The organism is Bacillus sp. OK048 (assembly GCF_900103525.1).
In the GTDB taxonomy this organism is placed as follows: Bacteria; Bacillota; Bacilli; order Bacillales; family Cytobacillaceae; genus Neobacillus.
This window is the reverse complement of sequence record NZ_FNHN01000002.1, coordinates 489,506-511,920: the sequence shown is the minus strand read 5'-3', so window position 1 is coordinate 511,920 and position 22,415 is coordinate 489,506. Positions and strand designations below refer to the sequence as shown.

General features: G+C 38.6%; 20 protein-coding genes. 17 read left to right on the top strand and 3 right to left on the bottom strand.

Going from position 1 to position 22,415, the window contains the following annotated elements; translation table 11 throughout:
- The first annotated feature begins 42 nt into the window (after positions 1–42).
- The 4 genes from BLR86_RS05940 (at position 43) to BLR86_RS05925 (ending at position 6,015) form a co-directional block, all read left to right on the top strand.
- Positions 43–354, top strand: coding sequence for a heterocycloanthracin/sonorensin family bacteriocin (locus BLR86_RS05940; RefSeq protein ID WP_090759260.1), 312 nt, complete (start codon positions 43–45; stop codon positions 352–354).
- Between the two features lie 168 nt (positions 355–522).
- A complete protein-coding gene (locus BLR86_RS05935) occupies positions 523–2,469 on the top strand; it encodes a putative thiazole-containing bacteriocin maturation protein (protein WP_090759258.1) in 1,947 nt (648 codons plus the stop codon).
- Positions 2,469–4,406: a TOMM precursor leader peptide-binding protein gene (locus tag BLR86_RS05930; RefSeq protein WP_090759256.1), complete on the top strand. Its 1,938-nt coding sequence runs from the start codon at positions 2,469–2,471 to the stop codon at positions 4,404–4,406. Before BLR86_RS05935 ends, BLR86_RS05930 begins: the two co-directional genes overlap by 1 nt.
- A gap of 22 nt (positions 4,407–4,428) precedes the next feature.
- Positions 4,429–6,015, top strand: coding sequence for a SagB family peptide dehydrogenase (locus BLR86_RS05925; protein ID WP_090759254.1), 1,587 nt, complete (start codon positions 4,429–4,431; stop codon positions 6,013–6,015).
- Between the two features lie 76 nt (positions 6,016–6,091).
- On the opposite strand, the gene rpsD is transcribed toward BLR86_RS05925, so the two are convergent.
- Positions 6,092–6,694, bottom strand: coding sequence for a 30S ribosomal protein S4 (gene rpsD / locus BLR86_RS05920; RefSeq protein ID WP_090759252.1), 603 nt, complete (start codon positions 6,692–6,694; stop codon positions 6,092–6,094).
- A gap of 386 nt (positions 6,695–7,080) precedes the next feature.
- Here rpsD and BLR86_RS05915 point away from each other — a divergent pair, with 386 nt between their 5' ends.
- Both BLR86_RS05915 and megL read left to right on the top strand, forming a co-directional pair.
- On the top strand, positions 7,081–8,487 hold the full coding sequence (locus tag BLR86_RS05915; RefSeq protein ID WP_090759250.1) for a sensor domain-containing diguanylate cyclase: 1,407 nt from the start codon (positions 7,081–7,083) through the stop codon (positions 8,485–8,487).
- Positions 8,488–8,592: 105 nt separating this feature from the next.
- A complete protein-coding gene (megL, locus tag BLR86_RS05910) occupies positions 8,593–9,780 on the top strand; it encodes a methionine gamma-lyase (protein ID WP_090759248.1) in 1,188 nt (395 codons plus the stop codon).
- Between the two features lie 27 nt (positions 9,781–9,807).
- Here the strand turns inward: megL and BLR86_RS05905 are convergent, their stop codons facing one another.
- A complete protein-coding gene (locus BLR86_RS05905) occupies positions 9,808–10,290 on the bottom strand; it encodes a GAF domain-containing protein (RefSeq protein WP_090759247.1) in 483 nt (160 codons plus the stop codon).
- 150 nt (positions 10,291–10,440) lie between these two features.
- On the opposite strand from BLR86_RS05905, the gene refZ reads away from it, so the two are divergent.
- The 6 genes from refZ to BLR86_RS05875 all read left to right on the top strand — a co-directional run bounded on the left by refZ (position 10,441) and on the right by BLR86_RS05875 (position 17,610).
- Complete coding sequence (gene refZ / locus BLR86_RS05900; RefSeq protein ID WP_090759245.1) at positions 10,441–11,070, top strand: forespore capture DNA-binding protein RefZ; 630 nt, start codon at positions 10,441–10,443, stop codon at positions 11,068–11,070.
- A 295-nt stretch (positions 11,071–11,365) separates the two neighbouring features.
- On the top strand, positions 11,366–13,060 hold the full coding sequence (gene ezrA, locus BLR86_RS05895; RefSeq protein WP_090759243.1) for a septation ring formation regulator EzrA: 1,695 nt from the start codon (positions 11,366–11,368) through the stop codon (positions 13,058–13,060).
- Positions 13,061–13,182: 122 nt separating this feature from the next.
- Positions 13,183–14,325 (top strand): cysteine desulfurase family protein, encoded by a 1,143-nt coding sequence (locus tag BLR86_RS05890; RefSeq protein ID WP_090759239.1) that lies wholly within the window; start codon positions 13,183–13,185, stop codon positions 14,323–14,325.
- Between the two features lies 1 nt (position 14,326).
- Positions 14,327–15,532: a tRNA uracil 4-sulfurtransferase ThiI gene (thiI, locus tag BLR86_RS05885; RefSeq protein ID WP_090759237.1), complete on the top strand. Its 1,206-nt coding sequence runs from the start codon at positions 14,327–14,329 to the stop codon at positions 15,530–15,532.
- Positions 15,533–15,634: 102 nt separating this feature from the next.
- Positions 15,635–15,838 carry an alpha/beta-type small acid-soluble spore protein gene (locus BLR86_RS05880; RefSeq protein WP_090759235.1) on the top strand — a complete coding sequence of 68 codons (204 nt, stop codon included), beginning with the start codon at positions 15,635–15,637 and terminating at the stop codon, positions 15,836–15,838.
- Between the two features lie 185 nt (positions 15,839–16,023).
- Positions 16,024–17,610, top strand: coding sequence for an acyl-CoA synthetase MbcS (locus BLR86_RS05875; RefSeq protein ID WP_090759234.1), 1,587 nt, complete (start codon positions 16,024–16,026; stop codon positions 17,608–17,610).
- A 39-nt stretch (positions 17,611–17,649) separates the two neighbouring features.
- Here BLR86_RS05875 and BLR86_RS05870 read toward each other — a convergent pair whose 3' ends face one another.
- Positions 17,650–18,468: an NAD kinase gene (locus BLR86_RS05870; RefSeq protein ID WP_090759233.1), complete on the bottom strand. Its 819-nt coding sequence runs from the start codon at positions 18,466–18,468 to the stop codon at positions 17,650–17,652.
- Positions 18,469–18,863: 395 nt separating this feature from the next.
- Between BLR86_RS05870 and sppA the strand changes: the two genes are divergently transcribed.
- The 5 genes from sppA to tpx all read left to right on the top strand — a co-directional run bounded on the left by sppA (position 18,864) and on the right by tpx (position 22,350).
- Entirely contained in the window at positions 18,864–19,874 is a 1,011-nt protein-coding gene (sppA, locus tag BLR86_RS05860) for a signal peptide peptidase SppA (RefSeq protein WP_090759229.1), read from the top strand.
- A gap of 114 nt (positions 19,875–19,988) precedes the next feature.
- Complete coding sequence (locus tag BLR86_RS05855) at positions 19,989–20,432, top strand: RDD family protein (RefSeq protein WP_175492804.1); 444 nt, start codon at positions 19,989–19,991, stop codon at positions 20,430–20,432.
- Positions 20,433–20,515: 83 nt separating this feature from the next.
- Complete coding sequence (locus BLR86_RS05850; RefSeq protein WP_090759225.1) at positions 20,516–21,193, top strand: DUF2953 domain-containing protein; 678 nt, start codon at positions 20,516–20,518, stop codon at positions 21,191–21,193.
- Between the two features lie 17 nt (positions 21,194–21,210).
- Positions 21,211–21,690 carry a GerW family sporulation protein gene (gene ytfJ, locus BLR86_RS05845; protein ID WP_090759223.1) on the top strand — a complete coding sequence of 160 codons (480 nt, stop codon included), beginning with the start codon at positions 21,211–21,213 and terminating at the stop codon, positions 21,688–21,690.
- A 159-nt stretch (positions 21,691–21,849) separates the two neighbouring features.
- The gene (gene tpx, locus BLR86_RS05840; RefSeq protein ID WP_090759222.1) at positions 21,850–22,350 is read left to right on the top strand and encodes a thiol peroxidase; all 501 of its coding nucleotides are present in this window, start codon (positions 21,850–21,852) and stop codon (positions 22,348–22,350) included.
- Positions 22,351–22,415 lie beyond the last annotated feature (65 nt).

The following is a 22,415-nucleotide window of genomic DNA, read 5'->3' as shown; positions in this document are numbered from 1 at the left end:
TTCAGGTGCATCCTGTTGAATAAATACAAAGGGGAGGAAAAAATGCATAATTTTCAGAATGATTTACAAATGTTGGGAATGGATCATTACCAAGTTGGTCAGTTAATGCCTATGGATTATCAGAGCCAAGATTCGCTTCAGTTTGGTGATATGCGTCGTTGTGGAGGCTGTGGTCGCTGCGGAGGATTTGGTCGTTGCGGAGGATTTGGTCGCTGCGGAGGATTTGGTTGTGGCGGTTTCCGATGTGGAGGCTGTGGCGGTTGTGGAGGCTGTGGAGGCTGTGGCGGCGGCTTCGGTTTTAGCTGTGTCGGCTTTGGTTTGGGCTTTGGCTGTTTTGGCTTCGGTTTTATTTAGTCGTTTTGGAGTCTCAGAAAAAAATAGTTATTTTATGAAAAGAAAGTGCCCCCTGCATGAACATGTGCCGCAGGAGGCACTTTCTTTTTGGTTAATCATAATGGACAAATAAATGAACATATAATGGTAGTGCATAATTAGGATTGCTTTGAATGAAGGAGGAGCTGAATGACAAAACTTACCTCGTCCACACGTTTGAAGGTCAAAAGGGATTCATTTTATCTACCAGATCCAAATGGTGGTGTGTATTTTCGAAATAACTTAAGTTCATTCCGAATGGAAGGAAATACGATTTATCAATGGATTGAAAAATTAATGCCGATGTTTAACGGGGAGCAATCATTGGGAGATATAACAGAGGGATTAACGGCGCAGTATCGCAACAGGGTATATGAGCTTGGAGAAACGTTGTACAAGAATGGCTTTGTTCGAGATGTTAGCCAAGATAGGACACATGAATTAAATCCAAAAGTCCTAGAAAAGTATGCTTCACAAATTGAATTTATCGAGAATTTTGTAGATTCTGGTGCGTACCGTTTTCAAGAATACCGTCAAACTAAAGTTCTGGCTATCGGTTCTGGAGCCTTTATGGTTTCATTGGCTGCCGCATTAATTGAATCGGGACTACCCAAATTCCATTTCATGTTGACCGATTCAGTACCATCAAATCAATTGCGGATAAATGAGTTAGTACGCAATGCCTACAATGCTGACTCTGAAGTGGAGGTTGAGCAAGTACTATTTGAAATAAGGGACGGAAGGAGTTTTTGGCAAGAAGCATTGCTTCCGTATGATTGGATTCTATATGTCACTCCGGATGGAAATGTAAAAGAACTAAAGGATCTGAATATCGTTTGCAAAGAGCAAAGGAAAGGTTTTTTTCCTGCCATATGTTTAGACCAAGTGGGGCTTGCTGGTCCATTGGTTCATCAGGAATCAGAGGGATGCTGGGAGTCAGCATGGCGCCGAATCCATCAATCTTCATTGCAATTAGATCGGCAGCCCCAATCTTTCTCTACAACTGTCGGAGCCATTCTGGCCAATGTCACCGTATTCGAGTTTTTTAAGAAGGCTACTGGAATTGCAGAGTCAAATCAGAGTAACCAAATTTACAAACTTGATCTTGAAACGCTTGAAGGAGACTGGATTTCATTCATCACACATCCATTGGTTTCCAATAAAGCTGCCCCTTCTGAACTGGTAGAAGATCTTGATGTAGGGATAAAGCAAGAAAAGAGTAAAAACGAACCTTCGAGTAACCTCTTGGAATATTTCAGTCTATTAACTTCGGAAGAAACAGGAATTTTCCATACCTGGGAGGAGCGAAACTTGACACAGCTTCCTCTTTCGCAGTGCTATGTTCAAGCGGCTAATCCAGTGTCAGAGGGGCCAGCAGACCTACTGCCAGAGGTTGTCTGTTCGGGTTTTACACATGAGGAGGCAAAGAGGGAAGCGGGACTGACTGGTATTGAAATGTATGTTTTACAAATGTTCAAGGAATGTAGTGATCTAAAAGATAAGGCTGGTGAAAACATAGCAGGGGATTTGATTGGCATTGGTGCAGGGGAAACAATCGAAGAGGCAGTTTGTCGCGGCTTGCAATCCTATTTAGAGAAAGAATTGAGAAATAAAAAGGACGATCCACTGAATCCTGTTTTTTGCGTACAATTGGAAGAAATTGAAGATCAACGCTGCAGATTTTATTTAAATGCCCTGACTACCTTAAATGGTACACCGACCATCGGTTTAGAAAATGAAATACTAGGATTCCCCGTAATATGGGTAAAGTCGCAGGGGCGTCAGTACACTTGTACAGGTTTAAATACCACGATGGCTTTACGGAATGCATTACAAAAAGCGCTTTTGGATGAACAAAATCAGGTGCATGCAACCGAAAGAATATCGGAGTCAGCTGTTTTTTTGAAAGAAAAGGAATTTAAACTCGAAGCCCCTTCTTGTGAAGAAATAACACAATTGGAGCTATTACAATCTTCCATTCAGGTTTTGAACCAAAACAGCAAACGTTTAATCGTTTATGATCTTGCGTTCGAACCTTTTTTAAAACAGGAATTAGCAGGGGTGTATGGTGTGCAGGTTCGAGAGGAGGAATCCTAATGGCCGCCCATATTCTCATTGACGGAGAGGGTTTATTAGCGGATTATGTTTTTGATCAATTGTCCGGCAATTATCTTGTTAGGCGTCAAAGCCTATTAGAAGAAGTACCCGAAGAAACAGAATTAGCTCTGGTGCTGAGCGATGCCTGGAATCCAGCCATTCATCAAAAAGCAGAAGAAAAATACAGGAACACTGGGATCCCGTGGCTTCGAGGTTTCGTTTCGTTTGGAGAGGGAATCATTGGTCCTTTAGTTCGCCCCGATACACCGGGATGTTCATTCTGCGCTGACATCCGGCGCATGATAGCTGGATCCGATCGGAAAGAAATGTGGCAGCTACAGCTAAAGATGGCAGCAGGAGTAGGTGTCATGCAAGATGCATGGGCGTCAAGAACAGGACTATCACAAATGGCAGCTTTGATATGTAACGAAGTGCAGAGGGTTTTTAAAGGAGAAACCTGCAATTTAGAAGAAAGAGTGTTCATTATTAACTTAAGAACGTTAACAAATTTTATTCACTATTTCTTGCCTAATTCCTCATGCCCAATTTGCAGTCCAATACCTGAAGATACACCAGAATTAGCTCAAATTAGGTTAGAATCTAGTCCTAAATTTAATAGCAGCGGTTATCGCAGCCGTTCGATGGATGAATTTAAAACAGTACTGGTCAAAGACTATCTGGATTACCGTACTGGTATCATGAATGGAAAAATGCAGGATTCCACCCTGCCATTTGCTGATGTTTTAGTGAACATGCCTTTATTTGAAGCGGACGAGGGAGTTGCTGGCCGGTCTAATTCTTATGAAATGAGTGAGCTGACTGCCATTTTAGAGGGTTTGGAACGATATTGCGGAATCGAGCCTCGAGGCAAAAGGACGGTAGTTCGTGATAGTTATCATAATTTAAAGCAAAATGCACTAAACCCTGAAAGAGTAGGTTTGCATGAAAAGGAACAATATACAAAGCCTCAGTTTCCCTTTAAACCGTTTGATCCTGATACTCCAATGAATTGGGTCTGGGGCTATTCGTTTTTACAAGAACGTTCTGTATTGGTCCCGCAGTTACTCGCCTATTACAGTTTGGGGCATGGGGAGGGCTTTGTTTATGAAACCTCCAATGGATGTGCATTAGGGGGTAGTTTAGAAGAAGCCATTTTTCATGCCATTATGGAGGTTGTCGAGCGAGATTCTTTCTTGTTAACCTGGTATGCAAAACTTCCCCTTCCACGTCTTGACCTTAGTTCGGCTAACGATAAAGAATTACAGCTGATGGTCGACCGTATGCGTGAGGTGGCGGGATATGACCTTCATTTTTTCAATTCGACGATGGAGCATGGAATTCCAAGTGTGTGGGCAGTGGCAAAAAACAGAAGATCCAAGGGTGTAAACCTCATTTGTGCAGCTGGAGCTAACCCTGATCCTGTAAGGGCTGTAAAAAGCGCAATTTACGAGCTTGCGGGAATGATGGTGCATGACGAAAAATTGGAGGCAAACGAGCAGAAATATCAACATATGTTACAGAATCCGTACGAAGTACGTACTATGGAGGACCATGGTTTGCTCTACGGGCTGCGGGAAGCAGAGGAACGGCTGAATTTTTTACTGGATGATCAACGTCCATTACGTACATTTGCAGAAGAATTCAAGGAGACGCCTGCTACTACTGATTTGAAGGAAGATCTTCAGGATATTCTTCAGGGGTTCCACCGGTTAGATCTGGAGGTCATTGTGGTGGACCAAACGACATCGATAACCAAACGGAATGGATTATTCTGTGTGAAAGTATTGATCCCTGGTATGTTACCGATGACATTCGGACATCACCTGACCCGTGTAAAAGGGCTGGAGAGGGTCCTTAAAGTGCCAATGAAACTTGGATTTATGGAACAGCCGTTATCGTATGAACAGCTTAATTCAGATCCCCACCCATTCCCATAATTGAAAAGGAGGAGGTGTAAAATTGGAACTAGAAACATTTGTACATCATCTTCACTTTGATACGGAAAAAGTTGCTCCTCCAGGTTGGCAAGTGGATTGGGAGGATGCACCACTTCCCTATAAACTGTACCGGGGCTTGCCAGAGATTCCGCTGAACGCAGATGTACCGTTAACACTCAGCGGACTGGAAGCTAAGGCTGAACCCAGCCGGGAGGAGCTAGGTCATTTCTTATGGTATGTATACGGCCTTACTCAATACTCGCAAATCGCTTTAATCGAGGACACCGAGGAACAAGGTGCTGTGAGCTATGCCCAGTTATTACGCAGATTTGTACCCTCTGGCGGGGCGTTATATCCCAATGAATTATATGTGTATGTGAAGCTGAAGGACACACCAATGGGAATTTACCATTATGATGTGGCTCACCATCGCCTCCTCTTGCTGCGAGAAGGAAATTACGATTCATACTTATCAAGAAGTCTTGGAAATAGCTATGATATTTCTGACTGTTTCTGTACTGTTTTTGTCTCTACGCTATTTTGGAAAAATTTCTATAAATACAATAATTTTTCCTACAGGCTCCAAGGGTTAGATGCAGGCGTGCTAATTGGGCAATCTTTAGAAGTGGCCAAACGAATAGGGTTTTCATCTCAGGTATGCTACCAATTTCTTGATAGGTCTATTAATCATTTGCTTGGGCTGTCTGATCAGGATGAAAGTGTATATGCCGTTATTCCTTTATCTGTTAATCAAAACGTCAATAGTGCAGGCAACGATCATAATAGAATGGAAATTGTTTCTGCCACTGAATTGTGCTGGGAAGTGCCGCTGTTGGAGCATGCCTCCTATAACCGTTCAAAGAAGGTAATAGATTATCCTAGCTTGAGAAAATTTAATGAAGCATCCATGTTTGAAACAACAGAGTCGTTTGTGAAGAGAAAGAAAGATAGTAGTGTGAAAGTTTCCTTAGATTCGGAAATGATCCTGCTTCCCTTTGCTGAGCACTTTTCATACGATCTTGCATCCGTTTGCAGGGAGCGGCATTCTCCAGATATCGATTTTATGATGGGTCAAGTCCGTCAAACGCAGCTATCCACTTTGTTAAAAGAGACCTTTTCCTTCTCATATCAGAATGACCTTGATGGTACAAATGGGAATGTGGAGAGTCCTGTTTCTTTATATGGTAGTTTTTACAACGTGGAAGGAGTTCCAAATGGTGCCTATTCTTATGACAATGCCACTCATGCACTTCGAAGAATAACTAGGGGAGATTTTCGAGAGTTTTTACAAAATGGATTAACAATGCCCAATGTAAATCTGTTTCAAGTTCCGCTCTGTCTGCATGTTGTTGGAGACAGGGAACATCTGAAAAAGGAATTGGGATATAGAGGATACCGCATTCAACAAATGGAAGCGGGCATACTCTTGCAACGATTGCTCTTGGTATCGTGTGCTTTAGGAATGGGAGGGCACCCGCTATTAGGATACGACGCGAACCGATGTGATGGACTTTATGGGATTAATTCGAAAGGTAAAACAAGCCTAATCCAAATCCCGGTCGGTCCATACCGTCCCCGGGCCTGGTTAAAAGGGAGTTTGATTAGCTAGGAAAAACAAGTGAGCACTAAAAAAACCCTAGAAAGTTTCTAGGGTTTTTATGTTTGCTATTTAATAAGCAAATTAATTACCGTGAGTAGAACTCGACGATAAGTGTTTCGTTAATTTCAGCTGGTAATTCAGAACGCTCTGGTGAACGAGTGAATGTACCTTCAAGTTTGTCTGCATCAAATGTTAAGAAGTCAGGAACGAAGTTGTTTACTTCGAGTGCTTCTTTAACAACATCAAGATTACGTGATTTTTCACGTAGGCTGATAGTTTGACCAGCAGCTAAGCGGTATGATGGGATATCTACACGAGAACCATCAACTAAGATGTGACCGTGGTTAACTAATTGACGAGCTGCACGACGAGTACGAGCTAAACCTAAACGGTAAACTACGTTATCAAGACGTGATTCAAGTAGGATCATGAAGTTTTCACCGTGAACCCCACCCATTTTGCCAGCTTTATCAAATAGATTACGGAATTGACGCTCAGTTACTCCATACATATGACGAAGTTTTTGCTTTTCTTGTAATTGCAATCCGTATTCAGAAAGCTTCTTACGTTGGTTAGGACCATGTTGTCCTGGAGCGTAAGGACGCTTTTCTAATTCTTTACCTGTGCCGCTTAGTGAGATACCAAGACGACGAGAGATTTTCCAGCTAGAGCCAGTATAACGAGCCATGAATGACTCCTCCTTAGTGTTTTTATTTTGGTAAAATAAAAACCGTTATGAAACATCAATGATAGCCATTTTGTTTTCATGCACCTTCGCCCTAGCAGCAGAGGGTTACAAGATACACCATCAAAAGAGTCCTTGCTCTTGTGAGGAACAAAATGTTCACATTCAAGTGTTCACATAGGCTGCAGTTATTTTACACAAAGAATATTATATAATTTTATACATTGATATGTCAAGTTAATTTCAGGAAACGAAAATTTGTGAAGAAATTATGTGTAAATTTAAGTAAAATAAAAAAAAATCAAAAATATCTACCAATATTACCTATTTATTTACTATAATGGATATGTTGTATAAATTTGGAAATAAACATAATGGGTGATTAACTTATGGTAGTAAGTGAAAGTCAGTTAAAAGAAGAAATAAGTAAATATAAGAAATTATATTATGCGAGTAATAGATTTCATACCTATTTGGACGAAACTAAGATTGTAGAAGAAATCATTGTAACATTCGAGGATCTTTTTTCAAATTATCGGTTTTTTTTGCAGCAATCTCTTGAGATTAACAGTTTGCATAAAAATACGAATAAGGAAAATGAGGTAAATCCCATTGTAAAGACATTTATTACTGGAGAAATTCAGGTAGAGCAAAGTAGGTCTAAGCAAAGTTGTATTCTTTATGTGCCATTAAAGGGAAAACATAATGTTAATGGTGTAATACAAGTGATTGGACCAAATATAGTGGACTTTCCAGTGACCGATATTGAAATTATTACGTTATTAGCGAATACCGTGGGCAGTGCCATAGAAAATGCGAAACTTTATTCAAAATCCAAACAAGTTATCTCTGACTTACAATTAATTAATGAAACCACCATAGAATTAAATTCAAATTTGCGATTACCTGAAACGATGAAATATTTGTCAAACCAGATTATTCAAACATTCAATGCCCAGGAAGTTGGATTCTTCCTATTGTCCAAGGACCGAAGTAAAGTGAGAGTACTCCCAGGCACAACCCCGTTCTTTTTGACGAAACCGTCAAAAATCTATGTCGACCTCCTAGAAGCCAAAATACATACTGAAAATGAATCAATATTTATTGAAGACTTTAACCTTCAACACATAAATGATTTAAAAAAATACCGTTCAATAATAGCAATTCCGATCATTCAAAGTAATAATCTAAAAGGATTTTCCATTGTTATGCACCAGAATCCTAATTTTTTCTCGCTTGAGGAATTTAATCTATTGCAGGCACTCCTAATGCACTCATCACTTGCCTTGATGAATTCATTGATCCAGGAAGAATTAGAGAATATGGTCAAAACGGATCAATTAACAAAGCTTCATTCCCGTAATTCTTTAGATGAAAGCATTCATTATTCGATGAGGGATGATAATGAAGGCACTTTTATATTAATGGATATTGATAACTTTAAAGAAATTAATGATACATTTGGTCATCAAGTGGGAGACGATGTAATAATTCAAGTGGCAAAATTAATCCAAAAAAATATCCGTGGGAATGATGTAGGCGCACGGTGGGGAGGGGAGGAGTTAGCAATCTACCTTCCTAAAGTTTCAATGGATGAGGGTTTGGTGATAGCTGAAAGGCTGGTAAAAACCGTAGCAGATTGTACCTTCCCAAAAGTTACGGTATCCTGTGGTGTTTCCTATTGGAATAAAGATAGACAGGATACCTATAATTATTTATTCAAACGGGCAGACGAAGCATTATACCTTGCTAAGAGTACCGGAAAAAACAAGGTGGTTGCGCAGAAAACAGCATAATTGCTAAGTAGGCACTCAAAAGAAGGTGAATTTGAGTGCCTAACTTTTCGTACATGAATAAGATATAGCAAGTATTGAAAGCGATCACAAAAAAGGAGGGTTACTTTGGAAAATAAAAATTTCCGTTTTGAAACAGAAGCGATTCATTCTGGGTATAGTTCAGCTGAACACCAAGGAAGTATAGTTCCCCCTTTGTATCAAACCTCTACATTTACCTTCTCAACGGCTGAACAAGGTGAAAGAAGGTTTGCTGGCCAAGAAGAAGGCTTTATCTATTCCCGTTTGGGAAATCCAACGGTAAAAATCCTCGAAGATCGGATGGCAAAACTTGAACAGGGAGAAGCGGCACTGGCATTTTCATCAGGGATGGCTGCGGTATCAGCCGTGTTGACTGCCTTGACTAAAACAGGAGACCATATTTTATGTTCGCAAGGTGTATATGGCTGTACCTTTGGTTTACTGCAATTGTTAAAAGGCAAATATCACATTGGGCATGGTTTTTCGGCTATGACGACAAGGGAAATGATAGAAAAAGATCTTCAGCCAAATACTTCCTGCATTTATATTGAAACCCCGATAAATCCGACTATGAAACTGGTTGACTTAGAATTAGTTGCCACTATTGCAAAACAGCGTGGTATTCCTGTAGTGGTGGATAATACATTCTGCTCTCCGTATTTACAAACACCCATCAGTCTTGGGTGTGATGTTGTCATTCATAGTGCTACTAAATATATTTGTGGTCACGGTGATGTGATTGCTGGGGTCATAATTGGTAAGAGTGATTTTATAGAACAGGTATCAAGAACAACACAAAAAGATATGGGCGGGATTATTTCTCCATTTGATGCATGGCTTTTACTAAGAGGGTTAAAAACGCTGCCAGTTCGGATGGATCGGCATTGTGAGAATGCAAGTATGCTCGTTGGATTTTTAAAAAATCATCCTAAGGTGGAATCGCTCTATTTTCCTGGGAAAAGTGACTATGAGAATGATCATACCATCATGTATAAGCAAATGAAAAAACCAGGCGGGTTGCTATCATTTTCAATTAAAGGAACGAAAGAGACTGCACAGCTGTTTATGAATCAATTAAACTTGATAAAAATTGCGGTTAGTTTAGGGGATGCAGAGACGTTAATACAGCATCCGGCCACGATGACACATGCCGTCGTTCCAGAAGAAGAACGGAGAAAAATGGGAATAGAGGACACATTACTCCGTCTGTCTGTCGGTCTTGAAGCATGGGAGGATATAAAAGAAGACTTAGAGCAAGCCCTTGATAAAATATAAAAAACTCGCCGCGGCGAGTTTTTTATATTACAAATGTTCAACAAGAATCGCTGTAATTTCTTCCAACTGCTCTTGATCTACCTCATCAAAGCGGTTTTTTATTGGGGAGTCAATATCTAAAACCCCGAGTAACTTTCCATCTTTAATAAGTGGAATAACGATTTCAGAGTTAGAAGCAGCATCACAAGCAATATGACCAGGAAATTGGTGGACGTCTTCTACCCGAATGGTTTCCAAGTTTTTGGCTGATGTTCCACAGACACCTTTGCCAAGTGGAATTCGCACACATGCTGGAAGCCCTTGAAAAGGACCCAATACCAACTCGTTGTTTTCATCTACTAAATAAAATCCAACCCAGTTGATGCGATCAAGAAACTGGTTTAGTAATGCAGAAGTATTACTTAAATTAGCTATTTGATTTTTCTCACCATGGAGAAGGGCAACCAATTGTTTTTTCGCCAATTCAAAATTTTCTTGGCGGGTCCCTTTGTATAATTCGACATTAAACATGTTTTTTCACCCATCCCTTTAGATACTTTTTATATATTTTATCAAACTAGCTAGAAAAAAAGCATGCTTTGTCGATAATTATATACAGGAAAAGTTCATTCTATCAAGAATTGTATAATAGAAAGGGATACAGGAGGTGTACGATTCGAAATGAGAAAGGATTCTAAAGAGGTAATTGCAAAGGCAGCCATAACGCTTTTTAATTCAAATGGCTACGCGGGAACGTCGATACGTGATATTGCCTCCGCAGCAAAAGTTAACTCGGCAACAATCGCTTACCATTTTGAGAATAAGCTTGGATTATTAGAATATTGCTTTACTTACTTTTTTGAGCAATACCTTAGCATTATTGAAGAGAAATTCTCCTTCTTGGATGTAGGCGTAAAGGATTGTTTAAAAAGAATTTCTGCTGATCTTCTCCACTTTCAATGTGAAAATATCGAACTTACCAGCTTCGTATACCGTGAGATGTCAATGGACTCGCAGGTAGTTAGAGAAATTATGTCTACCTATGCCGTAAAGGAGAAGTACTATTTTCAAAAAATATTTGAAAAAGGATTTGAAAAGAAAGAATTCCGTCCCCATTCGATCGCTTACCTGATTATCCAATACAAAGGTTTACTGATGATGCCCTTTATTAATGCTCATTATTTACGAGAGGTACTTTATATTTTTCCGAATGAAAGGTTTTTTGAACAGAAGTACTTAAAGGAAATTAATCGTTGGATTGAAAATACACTTGGCACAAAACAAGTTGAAAAGAAAGAGGCTATTTTGTAATTGATACAAAGATGCAGGTATTTATATGGTAAGCACTAGCTTGGAATCTAATTTCCTACAAGCTAGTGCTTTTTAATTTCGTGTTTTAGCGATAATCCTGTTTAAACCTAGATTTTTGTCAAAAAAATTTTCGTATAAATTTCTTTTTCAAAAAAATTGAAAATACTAGTCAAAAAATGTCGTTTACATGGTATTATAAAGGCATTGACCTTACACGAAAATGAATGATTTTTCTTATAGATAGTATATAGCGCTTTAGGGATTTAATGAAGTGTTTGAAACTGGGGGCTTTAATGTGGAATATATTATTGGATTTATTATCCTGCTACTAGCTTTATTTGTAACGGGATATTTTATAAAGAAAAAGTATTATAAAGAGATGGATAGGCTAGAAGCCTGGAAGATAGATTTATTTAATCGGCCAATAATGGATGAGATGTCGAAGGTAAAACAACTGAATATGACCGGGCAAACCGAAGAGTTGTTTGAGGGCTGGCGTAATCAGTGGGATGACATCGTAACTGTTCAATTACCGGACCTAGAAGAGATGTTATTTGATGCTGAAGAATTTATTGATCGTTATCGCTTTAAAAAAGCGAAAGGTGTTCAGCAAGAAATTAATAATAAGTTACAAGCAACTGAAAATGAGATTAATAAAATCGTTGAAGAACTCCATGAGTTAGTTGGAAGTGAAGAAAAGAACAGGACTGAAATCGAGCAGTTAAAGGAATTATATCGTGAAACGAAAAAAACGCTGCTAGCTCATCGTCATAGTTTTGGTAAGTCTGAAAAATCCTTGGAAGTACAATTAGATGACGTAACGAAAAAGTTCCACGAATTTGATGAGAAGACGGAACACGGTAATTATCTTGAAGCGCGTGAACTCGTTTTACTCATTCACGACCAATTAGGAAAGATTAAACATCATATGGAGTTAATTCCACAGATGTTAATAGAATGTCAGTCGCTTATCCCTGCCCAATTGACAGAAATTCTGGAAGGATATCGTGAAATGACTGCGAAAGGATATTATCTAAGTCATATCCAATTGGAACAAGAAATTGAAAGTTTGCAGGATAAATTGACTAAATATCTAAGTCTTATTGAAGAGACGAAGATAGAAGAGGCGCTTGAAGGAGTAAGTGAAGTAAAAGAACGAATTGACATCCTTTTTGATCTTCTAGAGAAGGAAGTTAATGCTAAGCATTTTATTCTTCAAAATGAAAAGGGAACGAGTGGACTTCTCACTACAGTTTTAGAGGAACATGATTATCTTTCTGAAGAAGTAAAACATGTTCAAGAAAGTTATCATCTAACCGAAAGTGACTTTGAAATCCAAAGGCATTTGGAAAAACAGCTTTCTTCTGTTAAAAAGCATTATGAAATTTTAATAGAAAAAAGTAATATCAATGAAACGGCATTAACGGTTCTTTGTGAAGAGCTTATAGAAATAAAAACTCAGATTGAAATGATTCAAGAAGAGCAGGAGAATTTTGGACGCAAGCTTCAAGCACTAAGAAAAGATGAGTTCGAAGCGCGTGAAACGGTAAGAGAATTAACCAAAAAAGTAGGCGAAACCATTCGTTTAGTGTCAAAAAGTAATATTCCTGGATTGCCTGAAGATTATAAGTATTTATTTGATGATACAAATGAAAGTATTCAAAACGTAAAGCTTCAGCTTCAAGAAAAGCCGCTTAACATATCGGCACTTAACCAATATCTAGAAATTGCAGTATTAACAGTGGAAAAATTGTCGAGTACTTCGATTGAACTGATTGAAAATGTATTGCTTGCCGAAAAGGCGATTCAATATGGAAACAGGTATCGAAGACAATATCCTACTGTGGCCAAGGGTCTAAATGATGCAGAAACTGCATTTAGACATTTTGAGTACCAGGAAGCTTTGGAGCAGGCTGCTGCTTCTTTGGAATCAATTGACCCAGGAGCCTTAAAGAAAATTAAAGCTTCAGTAGAAAGTATAGAGAGATAAAATTCTAAAACCGATTTGAGCCTTCGTTGGCAAATCGGTTTTTATTTGTTTTGATTGAAACCTTTTTCAATTGATTAAGTTATGGTAAGATTTATTCTGCGCAAAGATGAGGTGTTTAAAAAATGATTTATTTTGATAATAGTGCAACCACAAAACCTTATAAGGAAGTGATTGATTCCTTCGTTAAGGTTTCAAGTGAGTTTTTTGGCAATCCATCTTCCTTGCATAACCTGGGGATGCAAGCTGAAAAACTTCTCACACAGGCTCGTTTACTGGTGGCAAACCTCCTAACTGTAAAACCTTCGGAGATTTACTTTACCTCTGGAGGGACAGAAAGTAATAATTTAGCCATTAAAGGGACTGCAATCTTTCATAAAAATAAAGGGAAACACATGATTTTATCGAGTGTTGAACATCCATCCGTACGTGAGGCAATGGAACAGTTAAAAAAACTAGGTTTTAACCTTACCTATCTTCCTGCTGACCAAAATGGCAGAGTGAATGTGGAGGATGTAAAAGCTTCTATCCAGAAGGATACGATCCTTGTTTCAGTTATGTATGTTAATAATGAAGTTGGAACCATTCAACCTATTAAGGAAATTGGCAAACTCTTGAAACAACACCCTGGCATCCTTTTCCATGTAGATGCGGTACAAGCAATTGGAAAAATACCTTTAAATTTAGTAGAAAACCATGTCGATTTATGCTCGTTGTCGGCGCATAAGTTTCATGGATTAAAGGGGACTGGAGCGCTTTTTATAAGAGAGGGAGTTAGACTAGATCCGCTATTTTCTGGTGGAAATCAAGAATGGCAAGTAAGAAGTGGAACGGAAAATGTAGCAGGAGCAGTTGCGATGGCAAAGGCTCTAAGGATGACTATGATCAATAGTGAATTGGGAATAGAAAGAATGAATAGTGTAAAGGCGTTGCTTAGAACAGAGCTCGCGAGAATTGAAGGTCTAGTTATCAATACTCCAATGGAAAATTCAGCACCACATATCTTAAACTTCTCGATAAAAGGGATTAAGGCAGAAGTTTTAATACATGCTCTCGAGCAAAAGGGATTTTTTATTTCGACAACAAGTGCCTGTTCCTCAAAGAAACAATTACCAAGTCAGACATTACTAGCAATGGGTGTTTCTGATGATTTGGCTGATCGTGCATTTAGAATTAGTTTGTCGTATGATAATACGGCAGAGGAAGCGCGAAGTTTTGTTGATGTGCTGGAAGAGGCTACAGATCAATTAAGAAGGGTAATGAAATAAAATGGATTATGATCACATACTGATTCGCTATGGTGAACTCTCTACTAAAGGTAGAAACCGCAATAAATTTGTAGATAAATTAAGAAGGAGTGTTCGGATTGCGCTCGCTCCCTTTCCAAAAATAAAAATACGAGCTGAACGGGATCGGATGTATGTTCTCGTTAATGGGGAAAACGTCCAAGAGATGATAACGGCATTAAAAAATATTTTTGGTATCCAATCCCTTAGTCCAGCTATCAAGGTTGATCGCGACTTGGAACAAATGAAAGTGGCTGCACTTGCTTTAGTAAAAGGATTATATAATGAGGGTCAAACCTTTAAAATAAGCACTAAACGCTCGGATAAAACCTTTGAATTGGATACAGAGGGGATCAATCACACTTTCGGCGGCCACATTTTAAAAAATATTCCAGGGATTAAGGTCAATGTGAAAAATCCTGATATCAATTTAAAAATTGAGGTTCTACATGACGTCATTTATATGTCATGTGAAAACATTTTAGGAGCTGGCGGTCTTCCAGTTGGTTCAAGCGGAAAAGCAATGCTCATGCTCTCAGGCGGAATTGATAGTCCGGTTGCAGGCTATTTGACGATGAAACGTGGGGTGGAAATTGAAGCAGTGCACTTTTTTAGTCCCCCGTATACAAGTGAAAGATCGAAAGAGAAAGTAATTGACTTAGCCAAAAAGCTTGCTGAAATTTTCGGATCAATGAAGCTTCATATTGTTCCATTTACAGCTATTCAGCAAACCATTAAAGAGCAAATTCCTGAAAATTATTCAATGACCACGACAAGAAGGTTTATGCTTCGAATAACCGACGAAATCAGAAAAAGGCAGGAAGGGCTTGCGATTATTACGGGCGACAATCTTGGACAGGTTGCCAGTCAAACCTTGGAAAGTATGTACGCGATTAATGATGTTACCAATACGCCTATTCTAAGACCGTTGGTGACGATGGACAAAAATGATATTATAAAAATGGCGAAAGATATTGATACCTATGATATTTCAATTCGGCCATTTGAAGATTGTTGTACGATTTTTGTTCCTTCTTCACCAAAGACAAAACCGAAGAGAGAAAAAGTTCAGCGCTATGAAAGTTTCTACGATTTTGAATCTTTAATACAAACGGCAGTCCAGAAAACAGAAACCATAACGATCAAACCCGACACCAAAATGGACTCAGAATTAGATGAACTATTTTAATACATGAAAATTGTTAAGTATTTGTGAACAATTACCAATTTTAAAATAGAATACAGCCATGTGATATTACACATTCTATACTCACAAGGAGGTGATAATCACATGGCAAGTAACAACTCAAATCAATTAGTTGTACCTGGTGTAGAGCAAGCTCTTTCTCAAATGAAATACGAAATTGCTACTGAATTTGGTGTACAACTTGGTGGAGATACAACTTCACGTGCTAACGGTTCTGTTGGTGGTGAAATCACTAAGCGTTTAGTCGCAATGGCTGAGTCTCAATTAGGCGGCGGATATTCACGATAATAAATAAATAATATGGCTACAGAGAGTGGGATTCATCCCGCTCTCTCTTTTTTGTGACCAGCGCAGGCGGACCTAGCGTTTTTTATGACCAGATACTATAACCTGAAAATAATAATTTTAAATTTTGAGAATAATTTTGTATAATAATAGTTGAGATCATTTTATTTTGGGTGAGGAGGAGAAACATGAATCGCGAAGAATTAATTGCACCAGAAAAGTACAATCTTGTATCTGAAGTAGAACGATTTGCAAAAGACCCAAACAGATTAGCACTAAAATGGGAAAATGAAGCGGGCGAAATGAAACAGGTTACATATGAAGAATTATTAAAGAATGTAAACCGTGCGGGAAATGTTTTCACACAAAATGGCTTGAAAAAAGGTGATGTTGTCCTAGTTATCATTCCAAGACTTGTGGAAGCCTATGTTGTTTACTTGGCTGCTTTAAAAGCTGGACTGGTTGTTATTCCAAGTTCAGAAATGCTGCGTGAAAAGGACCTTCAGTATCGTGTTACACATGGAGATGTAAAAGCTGTCGTTAGCTATTATCCGTTTGTAGATCAATTTGAAAATATTATCAGCCCACAACCACTTTTAAAAGTTTCAGTTGGAGAGAAGAAGGTGGGCTGGGTCCATTTAGAAGAAGAAATGAAAACAACCTCAGAAGACTTTGAGCTTGCTGATACCCTTCGTGAGGACATGGCTTTTTTATCCTATACATCTGGAACAACCGGGAATCCAAAAGGTGTTGTCCATACCCATGGGTGGGCATTTGCTCATTTAAAAACGGCCGCACCAAAATGGCTTTGTATTGAAGATGGTGACACCGTTTGGGCAACCGCAGCTCCTGGCTGGCAAAAATGGATTTGGAGTCCATTTTTATCTGTTCTTGGCTCTGGAGGAACGGGGCTAGTCTATAATGGGAAGTTTGAGCCTCAAAAGTATTTAAGTCTACTAGAGAAATACTCTGTAAACGTCCTTTGCTGTACTCCTACAGAATATCGATTAATGGCGAAAGTAGAAAACCTTGATGAATACAAATTGCCTAGCCTTCATAGTGCAGTGTCAGCTGGAGAACCCCTTAATCGTGAGGTAATTGATACGTTTATGCGACATTTTCAAGTAGCGGTCCGTGACGGCTACGGTCAAACTGAAAATACTTTGTTAGTTGGTGTTACGAAAGGGATGGAGTTAAAACCTGGTTCAATGGGTAGACCAACACCTGGTAATCGCGTAGAAATCATTAATGAAGAAGGTGAAATCTGTTCAGTGGACGAAGTGGGGGACATCGCAGTACACGTCGAAACACCTGCTTTATTTAAAAGTTATTATAAGGACCCAGAACGAACCGCGATGCAATTCCGTGGTGATTATTATGTAACGGGCGATAAGGCAAAGATGGATGAAGATGGATACTTTTGGTTTGAAGGACGAAGTGATGATATCATTATCAGCTCTGGCTATACCATTGGTCCATTTGAAGTAGAGGATGCACTGGTAAAACACCCTTTTGTTAAAGAATGTGCGGTTGTGGCAAGCCCTGATGAAATTCGTGGTTTTATTGTAAAGGCATTTGTTGTATTAAAAGAGGATGTCGATGCGAATGATCCTGAATTAACAAAAAACCTTCAAGAACATGTGAAAACACTTACTGCTCCATATAAATATCCAAGAAAAATCGAATACATGTCTGAACTGCCAAAAACAACTTCAGGGAAAATACGCCGGATTGAACTCCGCCAGCAGGAGTTACAATCCATTACCAATAAGTAAGAAAAAAGAGGCTGTCGAAATTTTCGACAGCCTTTTGACTTATAAAAAAGTTCTCTTTACTTTTTCCCAGAAGGAGTTGTCTTTTAACTTCAGGGTTTTAATTTTTTTATCGCTGAGTCTGATTTTAATTCTATCAACAATACGTATGCTTAATGCCTCATTATCTAAGCCGATTACTGGGTGTTCATTGCCTTCGGAAATAACTTCGAGTGAAAGGGAACGTTTGCCGCCAATAACAAATGGTGCACCTAATGTCCGATACTTGTTATTATTAATAGATGCCACTTCACTCACCTGCATGCATGGAATTAATGGGTCCACTATTGCGCCATTAACAGATTTATTGTATGCCGTACTTCCTGTTGGGGTAGCTACAATTAATCCATCTCCACGGAAGGTTTCAAAATGTAGTTCATCAATAAAAACATCTACTTCAAGTGTTTTAATGATGGATGAGCGAATACTAAACTCATTCAGGCAAGGAAATATTCCTTGGCCGTCGACCATCACTTCGATGATGGGATAACGCCGCACCTTTAAATCATCATTGGTAACAGTCTCGACTTTCGATACAGCTTCTACCAATTTTGAGGAATCATTAATTTTAAAATCACAATACATACTTAAACTATCCTTTGTTGTGATTCCACAATAAAGTACATCATCACGAAAACCAGTTTTCCTTACTGCTTGAAGGAAAGTCCCATCATCACCGATGCTTGCAATAATATTGGCATTCCGGTGGTCATCAACAATGGTTAAACCATACTGCTTTGCTGATTGATCTAAGTTGCCTACTTTATCCAACATTTCTTTATCCAAATGATGATAAAAATAAATATTACGCCTTTGTCTCATATTGCCCTCCATTTTTTGATTAATAATTTGTAAAGTTTGTCCATTAGGCTTTTACTTTTGATAAACTTAGGTAGTCTGCATTAATTTTAGCATGATAGTAAAACAAACTTAAATTATATGGCTGTGATGTTTTAAACTAGGCTGTTGATTTGTGCTCCAGGCGCTTCGCTTTCCGCAGGCGGTTCGGGAAGCCTCCTCGGCGCTAAAGCGCCTGCGGGGTCTCCCCTGTCCCGTCCTCCTGCAGGACATTGATTTACATCCTCGAATCTGCCCACGCACGAAGAAAATGCGATAGCATTTTCGAGGAGTCTCGCGCCTTCCGCAAAAATCAACATTTACCTTTAACACAACCAATTATAAAAAAATTATTTAGATTATTTTAGGAGGATTACTACATGAATGGGAAACGATGGGCAGCCCTTGGGATTGCGACGGCATTATTTTTTGTATCGGTCATGATTAATTTCTTATCAGCCTTTGCATTTAAAGGGGTAGAAACAGATTTTAGAGAGCTTTTAGCGGCAGCCGAGCTTCCTTTTACAGAGGAAGTAATTGAGGAAGGCAATGAAATGAAAAAAATTGTTGTACTTGATGTCGACGGTGTCATCCAAGATACGAATAGTGCTGGATCACTATTTCAGTCTGCAGGATACAGTCATCAAGGATTCATGAAGCAATTAGACTATATAAAAGAGGATGGCACGGTAAAAGGGCTTATCCTTAAGATTAACTCACCTGGCGGCGGTGTTGTTGAAAGTGCTGAAATTCATGATAAGCTAGTTGAAATTCAAAAGGAAACAAAAAAACCAGTTTATATCTCGATGGGATCAATGGCCGCTTCCGGGGGGTATTATATTTCTGCTCCAGCTAAAAAGATTTTTGCCAGTGAAGAAACACTAACCGGCTCACTTGGAGTCATTATGCAAGGAGTTAATTATCAAGGATTGGCTGAAAAGTACGGAGTGGATTTTGTTACCATCAAAAGTGGGCAATACAAGGATATTATGAGCCCGACACGACAAATGACCGACGAAGAACGGCAAATTCTCCAAAAAATGATTGATAATTCATATGAAGGCTTTGTAAAAGTAATAGCTGAAGGACGAAACATGCCAGTAGAACAGGTGGAAAAAATCGCTGATGGAAGAATATACGATGGCAGACAAGCAAAAGAGTTAAACTTAATTGATGGCTTTGGATATTTAGACGATGTAATACAGCAGATGATGGAACAAGAGAAGCTTAAGGATGCAAAGGTTGTTCGCTATACGGATGCGATTGGATTTGGTTCTTTATTAAATTTAAAAGTTCAAAAGGTATTCGGTGCTGATAGCGAGATGACCGGACTTATGGAAATTTTATCAAGACCTAATTCTCCACGTCTAATGTATTTGTATGCAGAGTAGGGGGGATTACGAATGGAAAATGAAAATCAAAGCTTGAATACAATAGAAGAAAATAATTGTGAGAACGCTGTGGAGAATCAGTTGGTGGCAAATCATAAGACATATACAGAAACAATGGAAACGACTGGTGAGAGTAATCCCTCAATTCGTTACGCTGGTTTTTGGATGCGATTTTGGGCCTACCTGCTAGATTTAATTGTTGTAGGAAGTATAGAGCGCCTACTTATCAAGCCTATTTTTCGAATGCTTGAGATCCCGTTAGCTGAATTTAATATGTTTGCTCCAATTTCAATTGCGTCAGCAATCATATTTTATTTATATTTCGTATTAATGACTAAATATTTTAATCAAACTCTTGGAAAAATGGTATTCGGGATAAAAGTAATTGATTTGAAGAGTGAGAAATTATCATGGGGTACGATTCTTTTTCGGGAATGGATTGGACGGTTTATTTCTATAACAGTAGTTGTAGGTTATATCATTGTCGCTTTTCTTCCGAAAAAACAAGGTCTTCACGATCTATTTACAGACACCTCGGTGATCCATGTAGAAAGATAATTTTAAACCTGCTAACTACACGTTAGTGGGTTTATTTTTTTCACTAAAGGTGATACTAATAGGCTGAAAGGATGTGGAAATAATTGGTTTGGCTGCTAGCAGTACTCATTTTTATTATTCTTTTATTATTCCTAATCATTTGTTCGAAAGTTACCATTCGTTTTAATTATTATCATCATAATGACAATGATGACTTAACTGTCGAGTTTAGCGTCTGGTTTGGTTTAATAAAGTTTAAAAAGAATTTTCCACTTATTAAAATTGATGATAATTCACCAAGTATTGTCGTAAAGGAGAATTCAAGTGAAAATGGAGCCCCAACAAAAGTAGAACAAATTAAGAAAGATGATATTATAACTTATTTGAGCAACACAAAAGAAATCCTCCAGCATGTCATTAATATGAATGTTATCTTAAAGAAATTCATGAAAAGAATAATAGTAAAGCATTTTGAATGGCATTCGTTGGTCGGAGTGGGTGATGCAGCTCATACCGGTGTGATGACCGGAGCCATTTGGACCATAAAAGGAAGTATAATAGGCATTTTAAGTCATTTCTTAAAACTAAAGGAAATGCCGACAATGTCGGTTACTCCTCATTTTCAATTAGCGATCATTCAAACTAGACTTACATGTATTTTTCAGTTTCGTATCGGGTATGCTATTCTAGCAGGATTAAAACTTATTAAATTCTGGAAGGGCGGACGTCCGAACTTCAAAAAGAATACTGCCAATTCGAAGGAAAAAACTAATACCGTTTAAAAGAGGAGGAAACAGCCATGTCTGAACATCCAATTCAAGGTTTAATGACGACAGCTATGGAAAGTTTAAAGGAAATGATTGACGTAAATACAATCATTGGTGATCCTGTGGAAACTCCTGATGGAAGTGTTATCCTTACCGTCTCTAAAGTAGGATTTGGATTTGCTGCAGGTGGTAGTGAGTTTAAGCTTGATGGCACTCAATCGAAAGGTCAAGATGGACAAGGTCAAGGTTCACCAAAACTACCATTTGGCGGTGGTAGCGGTGGAGGAGTCTCGATTACTCCGATTGCTTTCTTAATCGTCAATTCTCAGGGAGTAAAAATGCTTCATCTCGATGAAAGTACCCATCTATATGAGAAGATTTTAGAAATGGCTCCGCAAGCAGTAGATAAGATTCAGCAAATGTTCTCGAAAAAGAATGAACAGCAGGGCTCAGGGCAAGGGTCCCATCAACCCAAACATAGCGAATCTTCTAAACAAGAATTTGATATATAGGTATATAAGTTAATCTTCCTCAAATAAAGGGAGATTAACTTTTTTGTGAAGGTTAAATCATTGCAAAAACAATTCTGAAAAGATATATTAACACTGTACATAATTGTGCTGAAGGCGAACTATTTCGCTTTTGTTCAAACGATAAAGGAGGATGTTAACATGGCAAACGTAACTTTTAAGGGGAATGCAGTAACATTGTTAGGCAACGAAGTAAAGGTGGGAGACAAAGCTCCTAATTTCAGCGTATTAGCAAATGACCTAACACCTGTAACGCTAGGAAATACAAAAGGTCAGGTTCGTTTAATCACTACTGTTCCTTCTTTGGATACTGGTGTATGTGATGCAGAAACACGTCGTTTTAATGAAGAAGCAAATAGTTTAGGTGACGTGAAAATTTTAACGATTAGCGTTGACCTGCCTTTTGCACAAAAACGCTGGTGTGGAGCAGCTGGTATTGAAAAAGTCCAAACATTATCTGATCACCGTGACCTTTCTTTTGGTGAAGCATATGGTGTTACGATTCAAGAACTACGTTTATTGACTCGTGCTGTATTCGTTGTTGATTCTAGTGATACCGTTACGTATGTGGAATATGTAAGCGAGGCAACCAATCACCCGAACTATGAAGCAGCACTTGAAGCTGCAAGAAATGCAAAGTAAATTTTATGGCGATTAAGGCCTCGTCAATGGATGAGGCCTTTTTCTTTGTCTAGGAGGTATAGTTA

What these genes read in the sequence shown, in the direction of transcription:
- BLR86_RS05940 (WP_090759260.1), top strand. Translation starts at nt 43, where the DNA reads ATGCATAATTTTCAGAATGATTTACAAATGTTGGGAATGGATCATTAC.
- BLR86_RS05935 (WP_090759258.1), top strand. Translation starts at nt 523, where the DNA reads ATGACAAAACTTACCTCGTCCACACGTTTGAAGGTCAAAAGGGATTCA.
- BLR86_RS05930 (WP_090759256.1), top strand. Translation starts at nt 2,469, where the DNA reads ATGGCCGCCCATATTCTCATTGACGGAGAGGGTTTATTAGCGGATTAT.
- rpsD (WP_090759252.1), bottom strand. Translation starts at nt 6,694, where the DNA reads ATGGCTCGTTATACTGGCTCTAGCTGGAAAATCTCTCGTCGTCTTGGT.
- BLR86_RS05915 (WP_090759250.1), top strand. Translation starts at nt 7,081, where the DNA reads ATGGTAGTAAGTGAAAGTCAGTTAAAAGAAGAAATAAGTAAATATAAG.
- BLR86_RS05905 (WP_090759247.1), bottom strand. Translation starts at nt 10,290, where the DNA reads ATGTTTAATGTCGAATTATACAAAGGGACCCGCCAAGAAAATTTTGAA.
- refZ (WP_090759245.1), top strand. Translation starts at nt 10,441, where the DNA reads ATGAGAAAGGATTCTAAAGAGGTAATTGCAAAGGCAGCCATAACGCTT.
- BLR86_RS05890 (WP_090759239.1), top strand. Translation starts at nt 13,183, where the DNA reads ATGATTTATTTTGATAATAGTGCAACCACAAAACCTTATAAGGAAGTG.
- thiI (WP_090759237.1), top strand. Translation starts at nt 14,327, where the DNA reads ATGGATTATGATCACATACTGATTCGCTATGGTGAACTCTCTACTAAA.
- BLR86_RS05880 (WP_090759235.1), top strand. Translation starts at nt 15,635, where the DNA reads ATGGCAAGTAACAACTCAAATCAATTAGTTGTACCTGGTGTAGAGCAA.
- BLR86_RS05875 (WP_090759234.1), top strand. Translation starts at nt 16,024, where the DNA reads ATGAATCGCGAAGAATTAATTGCACCAGAAAAGTACAATCTTGTATCT.
- BLR86_RS05870 (WP_090759233.1), bottom strand. Translation starts at nt 18,468, where the DNA reads ATGAGACAAAGGCGTAATATTTATTTTTATCATCATTTGGATAAAGAA.
- sppA (WP_090759229.1), top strand. Translation starts at nt 18,864, where the DNA reads ATGAATGGGAAACGATGGGCAGCCCTTGGGATTGCGACGGCATTATTT.
- BLR86_RS05855 (WP_175492804.1), top strand. Translation starts at nt 19,989, where the DNA reads ATGGAAACGACTGGTGAGAGTAATCCCTCAATTCGTTACGCTGGTTTT.
- ytfJ (WP_090759223.1), top strand. Translation starts at nt 21,211, where the DNA reads ATGTCTGAACATCCAATTCAAGGTTTAATGACGACAGCTATGGAAAGT.
- tpx (WP_090759222.1), top strand. Translation starts at nt 21,850, where the DNA reads ATGGCAAACGTAACTTTTAAGGGGAATGCAGTAACATTGTTAGGCAAC.